The sequence below is a fragment of the Rhizobium esperanzae genome (assembly GCF_002204185.1).
GTDB classification, from domain to species: Bacteria; Pseudomonadota; Alphaproteobacteria; order Rhizobiales; family Rhizobiaceae; genus Rhizobium; species Rhizobium esperanzae.
The window spans coordinates 71,847-92,465 of record NZ_MXPU01000013.1; the positions used below are offsets into that span (position 1 = coordinate 71,847).

18 protein-coding genes are annotated in these 20,619 nt (G+C 61.7%); 8 read left to right on the top strand and 10 right to left on the bottom strand.

What is annotated here, in order from left to right; genetic code table 11:
- Nucleotides 1-13 precede the first annotated feature (13 nt).
- From fabG to gmk, 6 genes are all read left to right on the top strand, one after another.
- Nucleotides 14-751, top strand: coding sequence for a 3-oxoacyl-[acyl-carrier-protein] reductase (gene fabG, locus B5E41_RS19685; RefSeq protein ID WP_088395740.1), 738 nt, complete (start codon nucleotides 14-16; stop codon nucleotides 749-751).
- A 286-nt stretch (nucleotides 752-1,037) separates the two neighbouring features.
- Entirely contained in the window at nucleotides 1,038-1,274 is a 237-nt protein-coding gene (locus B5E41_RS19690) for an acyl carrier protein (RefSeq protein WP_003547058.1), read from the top strand.
- Between the two features lie 93 nt (nucleotides 1,275-1,367).
- A complete protein-coding gene (fabF, locus tag B5E41_RS19695; RefSeq protein ID WP_088395741.1) occupies nucleotides 1,368-2,630 on the top strand; it encodes a beta-ketoacyl-ACP synthase II in 1,263 nt (420 codons plus the stop codon).
- Between the two features lie 129 nt (nucleotides 2,631-2,759).
- On the top strand, nucleotides 2,760-3,977 hold the full coding sequence (gene mltG / locus B5E41_RS19700; protein ID WP_088395742.1) for an endolytic transglycosylase MltG: 1,218 nt from the start codon (nucleotides 2,760-2,762) through the stop codon (nucleotides 3,975-3,977).
- 19 nt (nucleotides 3,978-3,996) lie between these two features.
- Nucleotides 3,997-4,884: a YicC/YloC family endoribonuclease gene (locus tag B5E41_RS19705; protein WP_064801611.1), complete on the top strand. Its 888-nt coding sequence runs from the start codon at nucleotides 3,997-3,999 to the stop codon at nucleotides 4,882-4,884.
- A 3-nt stretch (nucleotides 4,885-4,887) separates the two neighbouring features.
- Nucleotides 4,888-5,550, top strand: a complete 663-nt coding sequence (gene gmk / locus B5E41_RS19710) for a guanylate kinase (protein ID WP_064810043.1) — start codon at nucleotides 4,888-4,890, stop codon at nucleotides 5,548-5,550.
- Here gmk and rsmA read toward each other — a convergent pair.
- From rsmA to B5E41_RS19745, 7 genes are all read right to left on the bottom strand, one after another.
- Complete coding sequence (gene rsmA / locus B5E41_RS19715; protein WP_011424782.1) at nucleotides 5,547-6,374, bottom strand: 16S rRNA (adenine(1518)-N(6)/adenine(1519)-N(6))-dimethyltransferase RsmA; 828 nt, start codon at nucleotides 6,372-6,374, stop codon at nucleotides 5,547-5,549. The genes gmk and rsmA overlap by 4 nt on opposite strands.
- Nucleotides 6,374-7,402 (bottom strand): 4-hydroxythreonine-4-phosphate dehydrogenase PdxA, encoded by a 1,029-nt coding sequence (gene pdxA / locus B5E41_RS19720; protein WP_088395743.1) that lies wholly within the window; start codon nucleotides 7,400-7,402, stop codon nucleotides 6,374-6,376. Before pdxA ends, rsmA begins: the two co-directional genes overlap by 1 nt.
- Before the next feature lie 6 nt (nucleotides 7,403-7,408).
- The gene (locus B5E41_RS19725) at nucleotides 7,409-8,353 is read right to left on the bottom strand and encodes a SurA N-terminal domain-containing protein (RefSeq protein ID WP_088395744.1); all 945 of its coding nucleotides are present in this window, start codon (nucleotides 8,351-8,353) and stop codon (nucleotides 7,409-7,411) included.
- Nucleotides 8,354-8,535: 182 nt separating this feature from the next.
- Nucleotides 8,536-10,866: an LPS-assembly protein LptD gene (locus B5E41_RS19730; RefSeq protein WP_088395745.1), complete on the bottom strand. Its 2,331-nt coding sequence runs from the start codon at nucleotides 10,864-10,866 to the stop codon at nucleotides 8,536-8,538.
- On the bottom strand, nucleotides 10,866-11,954 hold the full coding sequence (gene lptG / locus B5E41_RS19735; RefSeq protein ID WP_011424786.1) for an LPS export ABC transporter permease LptG: 1,089 nt from the start codon (nucleotides 11,952-11,954) through the stop codon (nucleotides 10,866-10,868). The genes B5E41_RS19730 and lptG overlap by 1 nt, the downstream gene beginning before the upstream one ends.
- On the bottom strand, nucleotides 11,951-13,132 hold the full coding sequence (locus tag B5E41_RS19740) for an LptF/LptG family permease (RefSeq protein WP_011424787.1): 1,182 nt from the start codon (nucleotides 13,130-13,132) through the stop codon (nucleotides 11,951-11,953). Before B5E41_RS19740 ends, lptG begins: the two co-directional genes overlap by 4 nt.
- Nucleotides 13,133-13,231: 99 nt before the next feature.
- Complete coding sequence (locus B5E41_RS19745) at nucleotides 13,232-14,005, bottom strand: phosphatase PAP2 family protein (RefSeq protein ID WP_088395746.1); 774 nt, start codon at nucleotides 14,003-14,005, stop codon at nucleotides 13,232-13,234.
- Between the two features lie 142 nt (nucleotides 14,006-14,147).
- Between B5E41_RS19745 and B5E41_RS19750 the strand changes: the two genes are divergently transcribed.
- Together B5E41_RS19750 and B5E41_RS19755 are read left to right on the top strand one after the other, a co-directional pair.
- Nucleotides 14,148-15,641 (top strand): leucyl aminopeptidase, encoded by a 1,494-nt coding sequence (locus B5E41_RS19750; RefSeq protein WP_088395747.1) that lies wholly within the window; start codon nucleotides 14,148-14,150, stop codon nucleotides 15,639-15,641.
- Nucleotides 15,638-16,087: a DNA polymerase III subunit chi gene (locus B5E41_RS19755; RefSeq protein WP_088395748.1), complete on the top strand. Its 450-nt coding sequence runs from the start codon at nucleotides 15,638-15,640 to the stop codon at nucleotides 16,085-16,087. Before B5E41_RS19750 ends, B5E41_RS19755 begins: the two co-directional genes overlap by 4 nt.
- Before the next feature lie 45 nt (nucleotides 16,088-16,132).
- On the opposite strand, the gene B5E41_RS19760 is transcribed toward B5E41_RS19755, so the two are convergent.
- From B5E41_RS19760 to B5E41_RS19770, 3 genes are all read right to left on the bottom strand, one after another.
- Nucleotides 16,133-17,059: a Gfo/Idh/MocA family protein gene (locus B5E41_RS19760; RefSeq protein ID WP_088395749.1), complete on the bottom strand. Its 927-nt coding sequence runs from the start codon at nucleotides 17,057-17,059 to the stop codon at nucleotides 16,133-16,135.
- A gap of 99 nt (nucleotides 17,060-17,158) precedes the next feature.
- On the bottom strand, nucleotides 17,159-19,201 hold the full coding sequence (locus B5E41_RS19765) for a prolyl oligopeptidase family serine peptidase (protein WP_088395750.1): 2,043 nt from the start codon (nucleotides 19,199-19,201) through the stop codon (nucleotides 17,159-17,161).
- Nucleotides 19,202-19,305: 104 nt separating this feature from the next.
- Complete coding sequence (locus B5E41_RS19770; protein WP_088395751.1) at nucleotides 19,306-20,610, bottom strand: LLM class flavin-dependent oxidoreductase; 1,305 nt, start codon at nucleotides 20,608-20,610, stop codon at nucleotides 19,306-19,308.
- Nucleotides 20,611-20,619: the final 9 nt, after the last annotated feature.

Here is a 20,619-nt window from a genome sequence, read left to right on the forward strand (position 1 = left end):
AAGGAACCTTTCCATGTTCGATCTCTCCGGCCGCAAGGCTCTCGTCACCGGCGCATCGGGCGGTATCGGCGAGGAAATCGCCCGCCTTCTTCATAAGCAGGGCGCCATCGTCGGTCTGCACGGCACGCGCGTCGAGAAGCTGGAAGCGCTGGCGGCCGAGCTCGGCGAGCGCGTGAAGATCTTCCCGGCCAACTTGTCGGACCGCGACGAGGTGAAGGCGCTCGGCCAGAAGGCCGAGGCCGATCTCGAGGGTGTCGATATCCTCGTCAACAATGCCGGCATCACCAAGGACGGCCTGTTCGTGCGCATGAGCGACGAAGACTGGGATGCGGTCCTCGAGGTCAATCTGACGGCGACCTTCCGCCTGACGCGCGAGTTGACGCATCCGATGATGCGCCGCCGCTATGGCCGTATCATCAACATCACCTCCGTCGTCGGCGTCACCGGCAATCCGGGCCAGGCCAATTACTGCGCCTCCAAGGCTGGCATGATCGGCTTCACCAAGTCCTTGGCGCAGGAAATCGCCACCCGCAATGTGACCGTCAACTGCGTCGCCCCCGGCTTCATCGAAAGCGCCATGACCGGCAAGCTGAATGACAAGCAGAAGGAAGCGATCATGGGGGCTATCCCGATGAAGAGGATGGGGACGGGCGGCGAAGTCGCTTCGGCGGTTGCCTACCTTGCGTCCTCCGAGGCTGCCTACATGACCGGCCAGACGCTGCACGTAAACGGCGGCATGGCGATGATCTGAAAGGACAAACCGTCGGCATGGGGATAATTCCGCCAATAGCATGTTGAGCAATCACGAAGCGTTGATTTTCTGGCTTTGCGGCAGACTTAAACCATGTTAAGCGGGCCATGACTGTGAACAGTCGTCCCGAGAAAGCAGACGGACCGGCGGGCTTTTCGCAAGCCTCGGAAATCTCTGAAGCCGGGTAAACGAGTTTGCCGAGGATGTCTGAAAACATCGCAGGCTGAAACAGGGTAGGGGTGCCGCAACGGCATTCCGATCAGGACATAAGGTCGAGGAAACCGACATGAGCGATATCGCAGAACGCGTAAAGAAAATTGTTATTGATCATCTTGGCGTCGATGCCGACAAGGTCGTCGAGAGCGCCAGCTTTATCGACGATCTGGGCGCTGACTCGCTCGACACGGTCGAACTTGTCATGGCTTTCGAAGAAGAATTCGGCGTTGAAATCCCCGACGACGCAGCTGACTCGATCCTGACGGTCGGCGATGCAGTGAAGTTCATTGAGAAGGCCCAGGCCTGATCCTATATATTTGAGAAAGGGCGGGCCTGGAGTCCGCCCTTTTCTTTTCGGCCTATTTCTCCATAGAACATAAGAGACGGGGGAAAGCACGCGATGAGACGTGTCGTCATCACTGGTACCGGCATGGTATCACCCTTGGGATGCGGAACTGAGGTGACGTGGTCGCGGCTGCTCGCCGGCCAGAACGGCGCCCGCCTCGTCACCGAATTCGAGGTCGACGACCTTCCCGCCAAGATTGCCTGCCGTATCCCGCTCGGTGACGGCACTGACGGCACCTTCAGCGCCGACCAATGGATGGAGCCGAAGGAGCAGCGCAAGGTCGATCCCTTTATCATCTATGGCATGGCCGCTGCCGACATGGCGCTTGCCGACGCCGGCTGGCATCCCGAGAGCGATGAGGATCAAATCGCCACCGGCGTGCTGATCGGCTCGGGCATTGGCGGCATCGAAGGCATCGTCGAGGCAGGTTACACCTTGCGCGACAAGGGTCCGCGCCGTATCTCCCCCTTCTTCATCCCCGGCCGCCTGATCAATCTCGTCTCCGGGCAGGTCTCGATCCGCCACAAGCTGCGCGGACCCAATCATTCGGTCGTCACCGCCTGCTCGACGGGCGCACATGCGATCGGCGATGCCGCGCGGCTGATCGCGCTTGGTGACGCCGACGTCATGGTCGCCGGCGGCACGGAATCCCCCGTCAGCCGTATTTCGCTGGCAGGCTTTGCCGCCTGCAAAGCGCTGTCGACCCGGCACAACGACGATCCGCAGAAGGCTTCGCGCCCTTATGACCGCGACCGTGACGGCTTCGTCATGGGCGAGGGCGCCGGCATCGTCGTGCTCGAAGAGCTAGAGCATGCGAAGGCCCGCGGCGCCAAGATCTACGCCGAGATCGTCGGCTACGGCCTGTCGGGCGACGCCTATCACATTACCGCGCCATCCGAAGACGGCGAGGGTGCCGGCCGCTGCATGGCGATGGCGCTGAAGCGCGCCGGGCTGACACCGGCCGACATCGACTACATCAACGCTCATGGTACTTCGACCATGGCCGACACGATCGAGCTCGGGGCAGTCGAGCGCTTGGTCGGCAACGCGGCGTCGAAGATCTCGATGTCCTCGACCAAGTCGGCAACCGGACACCTTCTCGGTGCTGCCGGCGCGATCGAGGCGATCTTCGCGACACTTGCCATCCGTGACAATGTTGCGCCGCCGACGCTCAATCTTGACAATCCCGAACGCGAGACGGCGATCGATCTTGTTCCGCACAAGGCTCGTGAGCGAGAAATCGACGTGGCTCTGTCCAATTCGTTCGGGTTCGGCGGCACGAACGCATCGCTCGTGCTGCGCCGTTACGCGCAGTAAGAGGCCCGCCGGAGCAGCGTGCTGGAGTTGAACGATCGGCAGCGGCTTCGTTGAACTGTGGCGGAACCTGTTTTTGCCGCATTGCTTCGCGAAATAGCGGAATGAGGGCCAAGTTTTAGAGGATTGCCGGTGAGCGATACGACGAACCAGAGCAACGACAGCCAGGCGCAGAAGGGGCCGATCATCCCGAAGTCGCCGAGCGAAGCCCTGCGTCCGGAACGTGTTCCGGAGCCGCCGAAACGCTCCAGGAACGCTCGCAGCCAGATCGTCCTTTTCCTGAACTTCATCATGACGATGACGGTGCTGGTCTGCGTCCTTGCCGTCATCGGCTTCTATTACGCGACCTCGACTTATCAGAGCCCAGGCCCGCTGCAGACCAACACTAATTTCATCGTCCGCAACGGCGCGGGTCTCGCCGAAATCGCCTCGAACCTCGAGCGCAACGCGATCATCTCCGATGCCCGTATCTTCCGTTATCTCACCGCGACGCATCTTGCCGGCGGCGAGAGCCTGAAGGCCGGCGAATATGAGATCAAGGCGAGAGCCTCCATGAGCGATATCATGGAACTGCTGAAATCGGGCAAGTCGATCCTCTATTCGGTGTCCTTTCCGGAAGGCCTGACGGTCCGCCAGATGTTCGACCGCATGCTGCAGGATCCGGTGCTGGAAGGCGACTTGCCGGCCGCACTGCCGGCCGAAGGCAGCCTGCGTCCGGACACATACAAATTCTCGCGCGGTACCAAGCGCTCGGAAATCATCGAACAGATGGCGGCCGCACAGCAGAAGCTGGTCAATCAGATCTGGGATAAGCGCGATTCCTCGCTGCCGCTGCGATCCAAAGAGGAATTTGTAACGCTCGCTTCGATCGTCGAAAAGGAGACCGGCATTCCCGACGAACGCGCCCATGTCGCTTCCGTGTTCTTGAACCGGCTTGGCAAGGGCATGCGCCTGCAGTCCGATCCGACGATCATCTACGGGCTCTTCGGTGGCGAGGGAAAACCGGCGGACCGGCCGATCTACCAGTCGGATCTGAAACGAGACACGCCTTACAATACCTATGTCATCAAGGGCCTGCCGCCGACACCGATAGCCAATCCTGGCAAGGACGCGCTGGAAGCCGTTGCCAACCCTTGGAAAACCCAGGATCTCTATTTCGTCGCCGACGGCACCGGCGGCCACGTTTTTGCCGCTACGCTCGAGGAGCACAATGCCAACGTCAAGCGCTGGCGCAAGCTCGAGGCCGACAAGGGCTCGGACCCGAACATCGCAGTCGACGGCCAGCCGGAAGAGCAGCCGGGCGATAGTGGCGCGACTGTCGTGCCGCCGAAGAAAAAGAAGATCAACTGACAGTTTTCGGGAGGCTCGCATGGCTTTGCAGTCCATGACCGGTTTTGCGCGGCGCGAGGGAACAAGCGGCCGCTGGCGTTGGGCATGGGAGCTGCGCTCGGTCAACGGCAAGGGTTTCGACCTGCGCCTGCGCCTGCCGCCCGGCCTCGAACGCATGGAGGCGGAGGTCCGCCGCCTTGCCGGCGAAAGCTTCAGCCGCGGCAACCTGCAGGCTTCGCTTTCGGTCACTGCCGACGAGAACCGTTTCGAGGCGGTGCTGAACAGGGAAGCGCTTGCCGCCGTGCTTGCCATGCGCGAGCAATTGGCGGGCGTGATCGATCCGGCGCCGCTGAAGCTCGACACGCTGCTTCTGGTGCGCGGCATCGTGGAGTTCCGTGAGGGCGAGGACGCTGAGGAGGCGCTGGCTGCCCGGGATGCCGATATTGCCGCCGGACTCATGGCCGCGCTTGCCGATCTCCGGGCGATGCGCGAACAGGAAGGGGCGGCGCTCTCCCGCATTCTTCTCGATCACGTCGCAACGATCGAGGGCCTGACACGGACGATCGAGATGGATCCTTCGCGCTCGCCGCAGGAGATCGCCTCCCGGCTCGTGGCGCAGGTCGCCTTGCTGATGGACGGCATGGCCGCGCTCGACCGCGACCGGTTGCATGCCGAAGCCGCGCTGTTGGCGACCAAGGCGGATCTGCGCGAGGAAATCGATCGCCTGAAGGCGCATGTCGCCGCCGCGCGCGATCTCCTGGTGAAAGGCGGGCCTGCCGGGCGCCGGCTGGACTTCCTTGCACAGGAATTTAACCGCGAATCGAATACCATCTGCTCCAAGTCGAATGCCTCGGCGGTTACGGCCGCCGGCATCGAGTTGAAAGTCGTGATCGACCAGTTCCGCGAGCAGGTCCAGAATTTGGAGTAGGACATGAAACCGGCGAAATCCTCGCCCGTGCAGATCGCCCGCCGCGGTCTGATGCTTGTCATTTCGTCGCCGTCTGGCGCCGGCAAGTCCACCATCGCGCGCACGCTGCTGGAGACCGACAAGCATATCGGCCTTTCCGTCAGCGTCACCACGCGCCAGCGCCGCCCGAGCGAGGTCGAGGGCGTGCATTACCACTTCAAGAGCGTGCGCGAGTTCGAGCGGCTGCGCGATAGCGACGCACTGCTCGAATGGGCCGAAGTGCATGGCAATTTCTACGGCACGCCGCGCGAGCCGGTCGAGCAGGCCATGGCCGAAGGCCGCGATATGCTCTTCGATATCGACTGGCAGGGCGCCCAGCAGTTGCAGGAGAAGATGTCGGCCGACGTCGTCTCGATCTTCGTGCTGCCGCCGACCATGACGGAGCTCCAGTCGCGTCTGCACCGCCGTGCCGAGGATTCCGAGGAGGTCATTCAGACGCGTCTGGCCAACAGCCGCGCCGAGATCGCCCACTGGCGCGAATATGATTATGTCATCGTCAATGACGATCTCAACACCGCCTTCGACGCCGTCCAGTCGATCGTCAAGGCCGAACGCCTGCGCCGCGACCGCCGCCACGGCATGTTCGATTTCGTTCGCGAGCTGCTGGAAGAGACGCCGTCTCTCTAAAGATTGTTCGCGAGAAGGCAGAATTCCTCGACGGACAAGGTCTCTGCCCGACGCGCCGGATCGATCCCCGCCTTGACGAGAAGGCTTTCGCCGCCGAGCGGTTTCAAGCTTTGACGCAGCATCTTGCGACGCTGGCCGAAGGCGGCTTGCGTGACCTTCTCCAAATTGGCGACGGCGCACTGAACGGGGTTTTCACGAGGAAGCAAGTGCACGACCGTTGAGGTCACCTTCGGCGGCGGCGTAAATGCCTGCGGCGGCACGTCGAAGGCCATGCGTGCGTCCGTCCGCCAGCCGCAGAGAACGCCGAGGCGCCCGTAATGGTCGTCATCCTCGCCCGCGACGATACGCTCGCCGACTTCTTTCTGAAACATCAGCGTCAGTGACTGCCAAAACGGCGGCCAGGCTTTAGGCAGCAGCCAGTTGACCAGCAATTGCGTGCCGACATTATAAGGCAGGTTGGCGATAATCTTGACCGGGCCTTCCGGCGCCAATGCTTCGAAATCCGTCTTCAGCGCATCGCCTTCGATGACCTCCAGGCGGCCGGGATAGTGATCGGCGATCTCGGCAAGCGCCGGCAGGCAGCGCGCGTCCCGCTCGACGGCAATGACCTTCTTGGCGCCGAGCGCCAGAATCGCGCGGGTCAGCCCGCCGGGGCCGGGGCCGACCTCGAAAACGGTGGTCTCTTCAAGAGCGCCTGCGGTGCGGGCGACCTTCTGCGTGAGGTTGAGGTCGAGCAGGAAGTTCTGCCCGAGCGCCTTGCGCGCATCGAGGCCGTGACGCTGAATGACGTCGCGAAGCGGCGGCAGGCCATCGAGTGCTGCCATCAGCGGCGGCTTTCCCAAGTGCGGCCGAGCTGGGCGGCTAGCTTCAGTGCTGCAACCAGGCTCTGCTCACGCGCCAGTCCCTTGCCGGCGATGCCGAAAGCGGTGCCGTGATCCGGCGAGGTTCGCACGAAGGGAAGTCCGAGCGTGACGTTGACGCTGTCGTCGAAACCGAGCGCCTTGGCGGGGATCAGCGCCTGATCGTGATACATGCAGATGGCGACGTCGTATCGCGCCCGCGCCTCGTCATGGAACATGGTGTCGGCGGGCAGGGGGCCGATCGCATCGATGCCCTCGTCGCGCAGGCGCTCGATCGCCGGGCGGATGATGTCCTCGTCTTCCCTGCCGAGCGTTCCGGTTTCGCCGGCATGCGGATTGAGGCCGGCAACCGCGAGCCGCGGCGCATCGATGCCGAAGCGCTGCCTCAGATCTTCGTGAGCGATCCGGCAGGTTTCCATGACCAATTCGTCCGTCAGCGCCTGCGGCACGTCCCGGAGCGGAATGTGAATGGTGACGGGAATGGCCCTGAGCTTCGGTCCGGACAGCATCATGACAGGGGTCACCGGCCTGCCGGTTGCCCTGGCGGCGAGATCGGCGAGAAACTCGGTATGGCCGGGAAAGCGGAAGCCCGCTTCATAGAGCACGGCCTTGGCGATCGGATTGGTAACGACCGCGAGTGCCTCGCCGCCGATGACAAGCGAGACGGCTTTTTCGATCGCCGCGATCGTGCCCTTCGCCGTTGCCACATGCGGCTCGCCGGCCACGACCTCAATGCCGGCCGGGACGCTCATGACGGGCAGCGCATCGGCAAATATGCCGGTAGCCTCGCCGGCCGTGTCGATCTCACGAATGGAAGCCGCCAGATTGAGCTGGCGGGCCCGCAGAGCCAGGACATCCGGATCGCCAATCAGGAAAAAGGGCGGAAGCCCGAGTTCACGCCGCCGCAGCCATGCCATCAGGGTGATATCCGGTCCGATGCCGGCGGGATCGCCCTGGCTCAGCGCAAGCGGTCGTGAAAAGGGTATCGCCATCGTCGGTCAGCGATAGGCGATCTGCGCCTTCTTGCGCAGTTCGTCCAGGTATTTCTTGCTGTTTTCGTTTTCCGGCGGGCCATTCTTGCCGGCTTTGGACTTGTCGAGATCCTCCTGGCGGAAGACCATTTCGGCTGCCTGGTCGTCGGAGACCTGGCGCTGGCTGCAGATCGCCAGATATTCGACCCCCTTGTCGGTGACGCGGGTGCCTGTCGTGTTGCCCTTGGCCTGCTCGACCAGAGGCTTCCAGTCCGGCGGGATCTCCGGAGCAAGCATGCGGCCGAGATCGCGCACGGAAACATCGCGCATCGTTGCGGCAAAGGTCTTTGCCTGATCACAGCCGGGGAATTTCGAGCGCGATGCCTCGGCCTCGCCCTTGCGCTTGCCGGTGATGGCGCCGCGCTTGGCCTCAGGAATGACGAAGATGATCTGCTGCAGCATATATTCCGTCGTCACCGGCTTTTGCTTGTTGTTCTGCATCATGCGCGAGACGAGATCATAGTTCGACAGCCGCGAGGTCGACCCGTAACGCGCATTGACGACGCGCGGCCAGCTCATCTGCACAGCGATGAAGCCTTTGAAATGGTCGACGCCAACGCCGGCGCGATCGAGAATCTGCGACATCTGTTCGACGGAAAGTTTGTTGCCGGCCGAAAAGCGCGCGAAAGATGCATCGACATCCTGCTGCGAAACCGACATATGGACTCGGGCGACCTCCTGGCGCTTGAGCGTCTCGTCGATCAATTGCTCCGTAGCGGTCTTGGCGTCGGCCTTGGTATGCTGCAGGCGCAGGAAGGCCTGACGCTTGGCGACATCGCCGCTGGTGATGGCCGTGCCGTTCACCACAGCCTGGACTCCGCTTGCTGCAATCGCCGGGCCGGCAAGGCCCGTCAGCAAGGCAATCGCTGCGCCGGCGAGAAAGGTGGTTATGGCTTTTTTTGCGTCAATCATCTGTTGACCTCCCAATAGCGCCGCGAGACGTTGATCGCGGCGTCCTTACCACAGTGCGAGACACGCGGAAATCGCTTCCACCGGCGCGAAACTCCTATGCCTCGGATATCGACTGGCCGCAATGTCCTGCACAGGCTTACGGCGAAAGAATGACTTGAGGCCATGTTTACGCCGTCCGCCCGCTAGTTGGAGAGAGTGTCGGAGCCAATTTTGATGTCGCCGAGCGTGCGGAACGTCAGCCGCGCGCCGATCGTCCAGTCGCTTGCCGATTCGTCGTCGGAATCCCTGCTATCCGTATAGGCGATCGTGAAGATCGTGCATTCGTCCTCATAGGAAAGGCCGAGGGTCCGGCGGCTGATCACATCGTTGTTCAGATCCCAGGCGATGCCGCCGAAGATCGACCAATAGTCCTTGAACTTGACCTTGCTGCTGGTCTGGATCTCGTCATTGTCCTCGGCGAAGCCATAGGCCGGCTGGGCGCTCAGATGCGTGTAGGTCACCTGCGTCTGGAAGGTGTCGTTCTGGTAGCCTGTCGTCAGGTCGCCACGACGAAACTCGAAATCCTTCTCGTCGAGCCGGTAGGAGGCCGCAACGGAAACACCGTAGGGCGTTTCGATGCCGCCGAGGCCGACATAATCGGAGCGGTCGGTTTCGAGGCCCGAATCCGCGCCGACATTGACGAGGTCATCGGTCGCGAACGAGTTCTGGCCGGCGATCTGATAAGACTGACCGAAAATGCCGTGCAGCTTGTAACCGCTGTCGAACGTCCCGGTATACTGGAAGCCGACATTGGCGCGAGTGCCGCCTTCAATACGGTCGTAGCCTGAGAACTTGTCGCGGTCGAAAAGCGACGTGGCATCGAAGACGAAGCTTTGTGCATCCTCGTTCGGCAGCCGGCCGGCGAGCTGCTCGTCGGGGCGCGCATAGATCTGGACGATCGGCTCCAGGATATGCGTGCTGTTATCAGTCGTCATCAGGATCGGATACCGAATCTCCAGCCCGGCGGTGAGCATCGAGCGGGTGGCGGATTCGTCGTCAAGATAATTGCCGGCGTAACCTGTTGGGTCATTCATATTAAGCGCGAAAGCGTCGCCGCGCGCGGCCAGAAGCGGCGTGATCACTAGACCGGTCGGCGTGACATAGGTGCGTTTCCATTGAAGTTCGGCCGTCAGGCGCGACGTCTGACCTTTCAGCCCGCGGAAGCGGTCGAATCCATCGACGGTATAGAAGTCGTCGTGTGTGCGCGAAATATTCGTCAGGTTGACGTCCGCAGAAAGCTCGCCTCCTGCAAGCGGCTGAGGCGCGACATAGTGATAATCAAGCGCGGGGTAGACGATGGCCTGCTGCTTTTCGGCCGTGTTCGTCCGATCGGCATCCTGGACGTCGAAATAAAACGCCCGCATGTCGAAATAATTCCGTTTCCCAAGCCCCGTCAGGTAGATCTGGTTCGTGCGATCAGTGCCGCTCAAGCCGCGGAGTTTATAGGTCTTCGAGAAATTATTGTCGCTCTGCACCATGACGTCCCAGCCGAACGTCCAGCGCGGATTAATGCGGAACTCTGCCTTTGACGCCACCATACCGCGCTGTTCGGCTTCCGCATCGCTGGTGCCCGAGCTGAAATTACCCGGCTTTGCCTGGTCGATACCGGCGACGCGCAGGATATGCGTCCCGTTCTCGAAGCGCTGACGGAATTCGCCTTCGACGAGGAAGCCCTGGGCCGTATAGCCGGTTGTGGTGACCGTCGCATCCATGCTCGGCGAGATCACGTAATAATAAGGAATGGAAAGACCGAAGCCGAGATTTTGCGACAGGCTCATCGTCGGGAACAGGAAGCCGGACTTGCGCTTCACCGTATTGTCGGGAACTTCGATAAACGGCACGAAGGCAATCGGGTAGCCGAGCAGCTCGAAGCGGGCTCGTTCCAGACGGATCGTATGGGTCTCGCCGTTCTGGATCACGCGTTTGGCCTTGACCTGCCAGAAGGGCGCACGTTTCGGATCTTCGGCGCAGGGAAGGCAGGCGGTGTAGACGCCCTTATTGAGAATCATCTTGGTGCCGCCGACACGCTCGCCACTTTCGGCGACGATACGCGTATTGTCGGAGGTTTCGACGCGCAGCGAGTTCAGGAACCCGTCGGCAAAATTGTCGGTCACGTCAAGGTTGTCGGCATAGATGCGGTTGCCGTCCGGGCTGACGAGCTCGACATTGCCCATCGCCATCATCCGGCCGGTCTTCTGATTGTACTCGACCTTCTGCGCGACCATTTTGTAGCCGCCATAGTTGATCTGCACGCCGCCGACCGCCGAGACGAGGTCGGCGTCACGATTATAGACGAGTTCATTGGCCGAAAGCAGCAATTTGGCGCCTTCGGGAATCTTGTTCTGAATATTTTGCTCAGGCGTGCTGGCCTGGCCGTGGGAGGCCGGGACGCTGCCGAAATAGGAACATAGAGCCGCACCGACAAGCAGGGCAACCGATTGTTTACTAAAATACTTGCGGTCGCCTACCGCCACTAGCCGTCCTCCTGATGAAGCAAAATAGTCGCGCCCAAGGCCAGCGCGACAACAACCGGTATCCAGGTCGCCACGAAGGGAGGCACGACTCCACTGCTTCCGAATGCTTTTACAAGCACGGTGATGACATAAAGCATGAAGCCTGACAGGATTCCACCCAGAATCACGGAGCGGGATTGGTTGAACCGGCTAAATTTTAGGGACACTGTTGCAGCAATGAGAGTCATGGCCACCAGCAGCAATGGCTGAGACAACAGAGAGTTGAATTGCGTCTCCAAGGCCTTGGTCGAGATGCCGAAGGACTTGGCCGCCGCAATGCGATTGGAAAGGTCAAAGAAACCAATTGTTTCCGGCGCTGTCAGCCGCTCCTGGACGAAATCCTGTTTCAGATTGGTGCGAAGTTGGACCGAAGCTTTGCGCAACGGGATTTCGCCAGGCTTGCGCTCGACGACACCGTTAAGCTGCCAGTAACCATCTTCCAACTTAGCCGTGGCGGCATCCTGTCTCAGAATGACTCGACCGCTTGAATCGAAATGGATCAACACGGCGTCGATCAGCTTGGTGCCGTTCTCCTGGACCGTCTGGGCGCCGATGATGACATCGTCGCGGCCGCTGATCTGGCGCAGCCACGGAATCTGTGGCGCCTTGCGCAGAACCGCGTTTTCGCCGCGCCAGTCGGACTCGACCAGCAGCGCCTGGCGCTGTCCCCAGGCGGCAAGCGGGTTAAGCGCCGTCGTCGTCAGTACGCCGAGCACCAATGAGCCGGCGATGAAGGGAAACATGAACTGCCAGACCGAAATGCCGGCGGCGCGGGTGACGACGAGCTCATATTTGCGATTGAGCCCGATCAGCACCGTCATGCCGACGAAGAGCGCAACGAAGGGGATTGTCTGCTGCAGGATGAGGGGCAGCCGTACGGCGGTCATCACGATGCCGCCCCCGATCGTGTAGCCGGGGAGGCCGGACATACGTCCCGCAGTCTCGCTGAAATCAAGAAGAAAGGCGATCGCCGACGCGCCGATCAGAAACCAGCCCGTCGTCGCCAGGTAGCGGCGAAAGAAATAACGCGACAATGTCCCGAACATCATTGGGCCGCGCCCCCGCCGGACCTGCTGGTCGCGGTAAGCAGTCTTTCCTGCATGCGTCTCCAGGAAACCGATATCCGGTCCCAGACGAACGAAGGCATGACCAGTCGCTTGTGCAAGCCGAGGAAGATGATCGAGACGATGCTGCTGACGATCGGGAGAGCGTAGAGAACCGCGATATATTCCGGATCGGTGTCGATTTGGTTTGCCGCGTAAAATGCAGCCCACCGTAATGCGAAAGCATAGCCGAGCGCGCTCACCATCGGATGCAGCCGCGCTTCGCGGTGCGAGCGGGCGTCGCCGGCGATCGCCAGCGAGAACAGGGCAAAGACAACAGGAAGGATCCAGTCCGTCAGCCGTCGATGCAGTTCGGCGCGGTAGCTCTGCGGGCGGATCGTATAGTCCTTGTCGTTCGGATCCGGATTGAACAGGAACCACAGGTCACGGTCGCTGGCTTTCAGCGTTGCCTGACCGCGGCTCTCCGTCATGTCGGAGAGATCGAAGGAATAGGAATCGAAATTGATGACCGAGACGTTGCCGTCGGGTGTTTTGCGATGCACCTCGCCGTCGTGCATGATCAGCGTCGTGCCGGTATCGTCGACGGCGCCTTCCTTGGCGTAATAGATGAGCTCGTAGGCCGGGTCCCGCTCGTCGGCTACGAACAGGCCCTTCAGCATGCGCCCCGCCAGGCGCTGCGAGATCTGCACATAGAGACCCTCGTCGAGCTTGCGGAAGGTCTTTTCCTCGATGACCGAGGAGAGGAGATCGGCATAGGTTTCGGCGATCATCTGACGCGCCACGGTCTTTGCCCGCGGCTCGACGATGTTGTCGACGAAAAAGGAAAAGACGCTGATGACGGCGGCAAGCAGCAGGATCGGCCGGACCAGAATGGTGCGCCGTGCCCCGGCCGCGTCGATGACGGTCAGCTCGGAATCGTTGTTCATCGTCGTCAGCGTCTGGGTGATGGCGATGACGAGGGCGAAGGGCAGCACCACGGGAATGATCGACGGCAGGATCATCGTCGCGAGCTTGGCGAACGAGCCGATCGACTGGCCGCTGTCGGTGACGAGGTTGATGCGCTGCAAAACCTGTGTCGTCCAGATGATCGCCAGCACGGGCAGGAGCGCCACGAGAAACATCTGGCCGACGCGCCGCAATATGTATGTCTCGAGTAGTTTCATGCCGGCCCTTGAAAGCACCTGCACGCCCAAACGGCTTGCAGGAGAATCCCTCTACGCTCTTTGTCGCGCTTTTGCGACAAGCAGGTGTCAAAAATTCATTCAAATTTCAGAATTTTTTTGGCCCTGTTGCGACTCAGTTAGCGCCAGCAGCGCCGCGAAGACGACAAGCGAGGAGAGCCATCCGAGCGTCACATCGGAAAGATAATGCGCGCCGAAGGATAGCCGCATGGCCGGCGTCAGGATCGAGATCGCGGCGACGGGCGGCACCAGCGCATAACGCATCGATTTCGGCACGAAGAGCAGAAGGCAGAACAGCCATCCAGCGCTCGCGGCCTCGCCGGAGACGAAGGAGCAGTTCGACACGCATTTGCCGGCAAGCGAGCCGGCCTCGACAAAATGCAGGCTCCCGCCGAAAATATCCGTCTGCACCGGCCGCGGCCGACCCCAATGTTCCTTCAGGATAACATTGACGAGCAGCACCGGCCCGATCAGCATGGTTCCGAGTGCGACTTTGAGCTTGCGCGCCCGCTCGGCGTTGAAGGTCGCGCCGTGCTGCTGATAGCATTCGATCAGCTTCCACACCATGACGATCGCCACGACATAGGGCAGGCGGAAGAAGATGGTTCGCAGCAGGTCGAAATTCCCCGAGTCGCGATAGGGAAAGCCGCCGCAAATGCTTCCGGCAGCGGCAGTCGCGTCACAATCTGCACCGGCGAAAAAAAGCTGGGAAAAATAAATGTCTATTCCAGGGAAGGCGCGAAAGATGGCAAGCAGCGCCCACCACACCCAGAACAGAAACAGGAATGCACCGAAAGTCGTTTTCGGCAGGCGGATCACAGGGCCCTGCCATCGATTTTTCGAAAAAACTGTCAACGCGAATATCTACGAAAGTGACGAAACACGAGAGCCTGGACGGACGCGGGCGACCATAACAAGTGTCGCGAGCCATTGACAGACCCGCCAAACGCGAAATTATCCGCCAGGGACGGATTTCAAGAATCCCAGCGGAGAAGATATGTCAGTAAAGTTCGAAATTTCATTCTCGAAGTCGGTAAAGCTCAATGGCGGGCTGGCGATCCTGTTGAAGACTGCCGAGGCCGACAGCGCCGCAGGCACCGAAACGGCTGATCCCGCAGGCGTGATCGCCAAGGCTGCCAAGATCGCTCGATTCTCCGCTAAATCAATGGCCGCGCTCGATATTGTCGCCCCGGAAGGCGCCCCCGTCGATCGCATCGTCGTCATCGGGCTTGGCAAGGTCGGCGAACTCGCCGCCCATGATTGGCTGAAGGCCGGCGGCGCTGCGGCGTCGAAAATCAAGAATACTGACAAGGCCGCCATCTTCATCGACGTGCCCGGCCTTGAGACGAACGCACGCGCCGCCGCTGATTTCGCGCTCGGCATGCTGCTGCGCGCCTACAGCTTCGATGCCTATAAAACAAAGAAGAATGATGACGAGGAGAAGCCGGCAAAATCCGTCAAGGTGACGATCGTCGCCGCCGATGCGACCGGCGCCAGGAAGGCATTTTCCGAATCCGAAGCGATCGCCGGCGGCGTCAATCTCGCCCGTGACCTCGTCAATGAACCGCCGAACGCGCTGGGACCCGTCGAATTCGCCGCCAGGGCAAAGGAACTGGAAAATCTCGGCGTCGAGGTGGAAATTCTGACCGAGAAGGAGATGCGCCGTCTCGGCATGGGCGCGCTGCTCGGCGTCGCGCAGGGATCCGTGCGCCCGCCGCGTCTGGCGGTCATGCAGTGGAAGGGCGGCAAGAGCAAGGACCGTCCCGTCGCCTTCGTCGGCAAGGGCGTCGTCTTCGACACCGGCGGCATTTCGATCAAACCGGCCGCCGGCATGGAGGATATGAAGGGGGATATGGGCGGTGCCGCCGCCGTGACCGGCCTGATGCACGTGCTCGCCGCCCGCAAGGCCGCCGTCAACGCCGTCGGCATCATCGGCCTGGTCGAGAACATGCCGGATGGCAACGCCCAGCGTCCGGGCGACATCGTCACCTCCATGTCCGGCCAGACGATCGAGGTGATCAACACCGATGCCGAAGGCCGCCTCGTGCTCTGCGATGCGCTCTGGTATTGCAATGATCGATTCAAGCCACAGTTCATGATCAATCTCGCCACCCTGACTGGTGCAATCGTCGTGGCACTTGGCAATGTGCACGCCGGTCTGTTCTCCAATGACGACCAGCTTTCCGCCCAGCTGACGGCGGCCGGCCTTTCGACAAACGAGAAACTCTGGCGCATGCCGCTCGGCAAGGATTATGACAAGCTGATCGACAGCAAATTCGCCGACATGAAGAACACCGGCGGTCGTCAGGCCGGCTCGATCACTGCGGCGCATTTCCTCAAGCGTTTCGTTCAGGACACGCCCTGGGCGCACCTCGACATTGCCGGCACGGCGATGGGTTCGCCGCAGGATGAGATCAACCAGTCCTGGGGTTCCGGTTTCGGGGTGCGCCTGCTCGACGAGCTCGTTCGCGCCCATCATGAATCCCGATGACCGACATTCTCTTCTATCATCTGACCGAAACTAGGCTGGAAGACGCGCTTCCGCCGCTCCTCGACAAAAGCATTGAGCGCGGCTGGCGCGTCGTCGTCCAGACGAGCGAGGCCGCGCGGCGCGATGCACTCGATGCGCATCTTTGGACGTTTCGCGAGGAAAGTTTCCTGCCGCATGGGATCGACACGGCTGATTTCGCTCAAAACCAGCCGGTGCTTTTGACGGTCACGTCGGACAATGCCAATGCGGCGACGGTTCGTTTCATTGTCGACGGCGCCGAGCCGCCGCCGGCCGATGGCTATGAGCGCGTCGTCTTCATGTTCGACGGCCACGATCAGGAGCAGTTGGAAGCTGCCCGCGACCAATGGAAGAAGCTGAAAGGCGAGGGGCATAACCTCACCTATTGGCAGCAGACGCCGGAAGGGCGGTGGGAAAAGAAGGCTTGAGCGGGTCCTTGCCATCCGAGCCGACCGGCAAGGACCCCAAATGACTCAGTCGTGGAAGGCCTCGACAAACTTCCGCTTGCCGAGCATGAAGGCGTCGGCGACGTGGCGCAGAGGGGCGAGATCGACATCCGATTTCCCTGCCTTGATGATCTCGGCGAAGCGGCGATAGAGCGAGGGATATTCCTGTTCCGGTTCGGCGAATGTCAGCTTACCGTCGATGGAAAGCTTGGCGCCGCCCTCGGAGAGGACCATTTGGCCGGCTGCCGTTTCCGCGACGATGTCCCAGCTCTGCTTGCCGGTCTGGCGCCAGTCGAATTCGGCATGAACCGGCAGGCCGTCTGCATCGCGGAAGTGAATGTCGGCGGCAATCGGCGCATCGCGATTTTCCGGGAATTCCAGCACAGCCCCGGTGATGAAGACCGGCCGCGGCAGGATATGGGTGACGATCGACAGCGCATTGATGCCGGGATCGAAAACGCCGAGGCCGCCAGCCTGCCAGATCCAGTCCTGGTTCGGATGCCAGTGGCGGACATCCTCTTTCCACATCACATGCACGCTTTTGATCGTCGTCGAGGCAAGAAACGCCTTGGCGGCTTCGACGGCCGGCGCATAACGCGAATGCCAGCTGGCAAAAAGCGACGCGCCCTGCTTGTTCGCCAGCGCCTCGAGGTCGGCCACTTCGCTCAGCGTGGCGCCGGGCGGCTTTTCCAGGAAGACATGCTTGCCGGCGACGAGCGCCTTATAGGCGGCCTCGTAGCGGTATTGCGGCGGCATGCAGAGCGAAACGGCGTCGATCGAAGGCTCGGCATCGAGCATCGCCTCGATCGTCGTATAGCTGTTGATGCCTTCGACCGTGCCATGGCGGCTGGCTGTGGCGACGAGTTTGAAATCGGCGTTCTTGGCGATGGAGGGGAGGTGCTGGTCGCGGACGATCTTGCCGACGCCGACGATGGCGAGATTGATAGGGGACATGGTGTTTCGCTCGAACCTGTGAAAAGTATGATTTATTGCGCTTCTTGTAGCAGAAAGAGGAGCGCCGACAAGCTCTCCCTTCCATTCTATTGCATCATCCTACGCCATGATGGTCTGGCGAAGGAAGCTGTAGCCCATCGCCGCGCGGGCGGCGCGCTCTTCGGAATTGCCGTCGCCACCATGCCCGCCAAGGCCGAATTCATGGAAGAGCGGCTTGTGTCCTTCCTCCTCCAGCCGGGCGGCAAAGCGGCGCGCATGCGAGGGATGAACGCGGTCGTCATTGGTTGAGCTTTCGATATAGATCGGCGGATAGGCGATCTCGCTTGCCGGCCTTATATTGTGGAGCGGCGAATAACCGAGCATGAAGTCCCGATCCACCGGGACCTCGGGATCGCCATATTCGTCCATCCATGCCTGCCCTGCGCTGAACAGATGGAAGCGCGTCATATCGAGCACCGGCACCTGGCACCAGATCGCGCCGAAATCATGCGGATAGCGCGTCAGCATCACGCCGGTCAGCAGGCCGCCATTGCTGCCTCCCTGGCAGGCGATCCGCGCGGGCACGGTGTAGCCGCGGGCGACGAGATCGCGGGCAATGGCGACGAAATCGGCAAAGGCTTTGTCTCGTCCCTGCCGCTTGGCGCTGCGATACCAGTCGGGTCCGAATTCGCCGCCGCCGCGGATATAGGCCTGTACATAGGCGCCGCCTTGTTCAAGCCAGCGGCCTGTCACGCCGGAATAATTCGGCGACAGCGAAACGTCGAAGCCGCCATAGCCGTAGATCAGCACCGGCAACGCGCCCTTGGTCCACTGTCGCGGCAGCACCAGCCGGTAGGCAACCCTGGTCCCGTCTTCGGAAATCGCCTCGAGCAGCTCGGATGACATGCCGTTGGCATCGAAATAGCTCGGAGCTGCGGCGACGAAAATCGGCTCGGCCTCCTTGCTGCGGTCCGACAGCTCGAGGCGGTAACACGCCGGAGGTTGCAGGAAACCCTGGCCGATGATGCAGAGCGTATCGTCGCCAAGATGCAGATCCGCATAGAGCGGCCTGAAATGCGCCGTCTGCATATCCGCCGGCAACGCGATCTCGCGCTGTTCGGCATCGGGCCTCGTCAGATCGAGCACCATGAGACGCGGGCGCAGCCGATCGGAGATAATGAACACGCACCACTCGCGCATCAGCATCATCTGCGAAACGGACTGGCCCTCGCCAGGCTGAAACAGGATCCGTTCCGGCCCGAGCGGACATGTCGCCGAGCTGGGATCGAAGCGCTGCAGCACCAGGCTGCCTGTCGCAACGCGCTCATCGGTCTTTGCCCTCCAGAGGCAGTGATCGTGATTGAACTGGAAGTCCACCTCCCTGGGCAGATCGATGCGCCGCTGCGTGCCGTCGTCGGCAGTCAGGAAGGCGCTGGCAACGCCGATCTCATGGGCAGCGACGAAGATGTCGATCAATCCGGCATCCGGCGAAGCGCCCGACAGGGCAGGGTCGATGATGAGATTGTAGCCGTAGACGTCCTCGTTGGCGGCTTCGAACATCACGGCGGCATCTTCCGGCCGCTGCCCGCGCTTCAGCCGCCGCCCGACCCGCGGCCATCCGGAGCGGGTCGCCGAAAATCGGTCTATCGAACCGAAATAGCAGATCTCGTCGCGGCTCAGCCAATTGGCGTGCGATCGTGCCGCAGGCGTGTCGAAACCGCCCTCGACGATCCGTTTGCGCTCGGCGTCGAATTCGAGAAGGCGGACGAGGTCTGAGCCGCCGTCCGAAAGCGTGAGCAGCACGCGCGTCGGCTCCCACGGGCAGGTGACGGCGCCGCGCCAGCTCCAACGCTTGCCTTCGGCGAGGCAGAAGGCGTCGAGATCGAAGACCGGCTCCCAATCGGCCTCCGGCAACGGCTGCTGGCTGGCTGTCAGGCGCAGCCAGACGCCGAGAGGATTGTCCTTGGACTGGCGAAAATCGAACAGCCATCCGCCACGGCGCATCGGTACGATCAGCCTGTCCTGCCGCTCAATCAGCGCTTTGATCGCGTCGCGATCCCTGGCGAATTCCGGTGTTCTCAGCGCCGCATCGGAGAGCGCGTTGCGCTCGGTGACGAACTGGCGCGTGCGTGGGTCTTCGTCCGTTTCGAGATGAAGGTTCATGTTCGACCGGCCGGCTCCTGTTGATGGTGAAGTGACGGCGTCCTTTAAGACGCCGAAAGACGCTGTAGCACTTTGATTTGTCCAGGAGCCAATATTTCGTAGAGTTAGGGCGAAATTGCTGCCGGCCGCGTAAGGCCGAGATGTTCGCGAAGAGTTGAGCCACCATATTCCCTGCGAAACAGGCCGCGTTCCTGCAGGATCGGCACGACCAGTTGCGTGAAGTCTTCCAGGCCTCCGGGGAAAAACGGCGGCATGACGTTGAAGCCGTCGGCGGCGCGGCTGTCAAACCATTGCTGCATCCTGTCGGCAATCTCGACCGGCGTGCCAAGGACGATATGGTGGCCGCGGCCGGCGGCAACCCGCAGCGCGAGTTGTCGGACCGTCAGGTTCTCGCGCCTTGCCAGCGCGGTCAGCAGTTCGGCGCGGCTGCGCAATTGGTCGGAGATCGGCAGATCGGGCAGCGGGCCATCGAGATCGTATTCGGCAAGGCTGTGGCCGATGCGTTCTTCCAGAAGCGGCATGGCGCTTTTGATGTCCGTCCACCTGTCGAGTTCTGCAAGCTTGTCCGCGGCCTCCCTGGTCGTGCGGCCGATCACCGGCAGGAAGCCCGGCATGACGGCGACGTCGTCCGGCCGCCGCCCGAAGCGAGCGACACGCTCCTTGAGGCTTCTGTAAAAAGCCTGCGCCTCTTCGAGGCTCTGCTGTGCGGTGAACACCACGTCGGCGGTGCGGGCGGCAAGATCCTGGCCCGGCCCGGACGAGCCGGCCTGGATCAGGATCGGGTGGGCCTGCGGTGGGCGCGGAATATTCAGCGGTCCCTTGACGGAGAAATACTTACCCTTGTGATCGAGGACACGGAGCTTGGCCGGGTCGGCGTAGACGCCGCTCTGCTTGTCCTTGACGAAGGCATCGTCGTCCCAGCTGTCCCAGAGCCCGCGCACGACGTCGACGAATTCCTCGGCCACGGCGTACCGCTCGTCATGCTCGGGATGGGCCTTAGAGAAATTGTTCGCCGTGCGGGCATAGGAGGTCGTGACGATATTCCAGGCGGCGCGGCCGTGGCTCAGGTGGTCGATCGAGGCGAAGGCGCGGGCGGTGTGGTAAGGCTCTCCGTAGGTCGTCGACGTCGTTGCCGCCAGCCCGATCTTGTCGGTCACCATGGCCAGCGCCGAAAGCAGCGTCAGCGGTTCGAAGCGTGCGATCGTCGATGGATGCGCATCGGCGCCGCTGGTCAGTCCGTCGGCCAGGAAGACCATATCGAACTTCGCCGCCTCGGCCATCGCGGACACGCGTCTCAGCAAGTCGAAATTCTCGCTGCCCGCCTCGGCGTGAGGATGACGCCAGCCGGATACGTGGTGGCCGGCCCCTTGCAGGAACAGGCCCAGATGGATTTCTCTCTTGCGGGTCATGGGAAAATC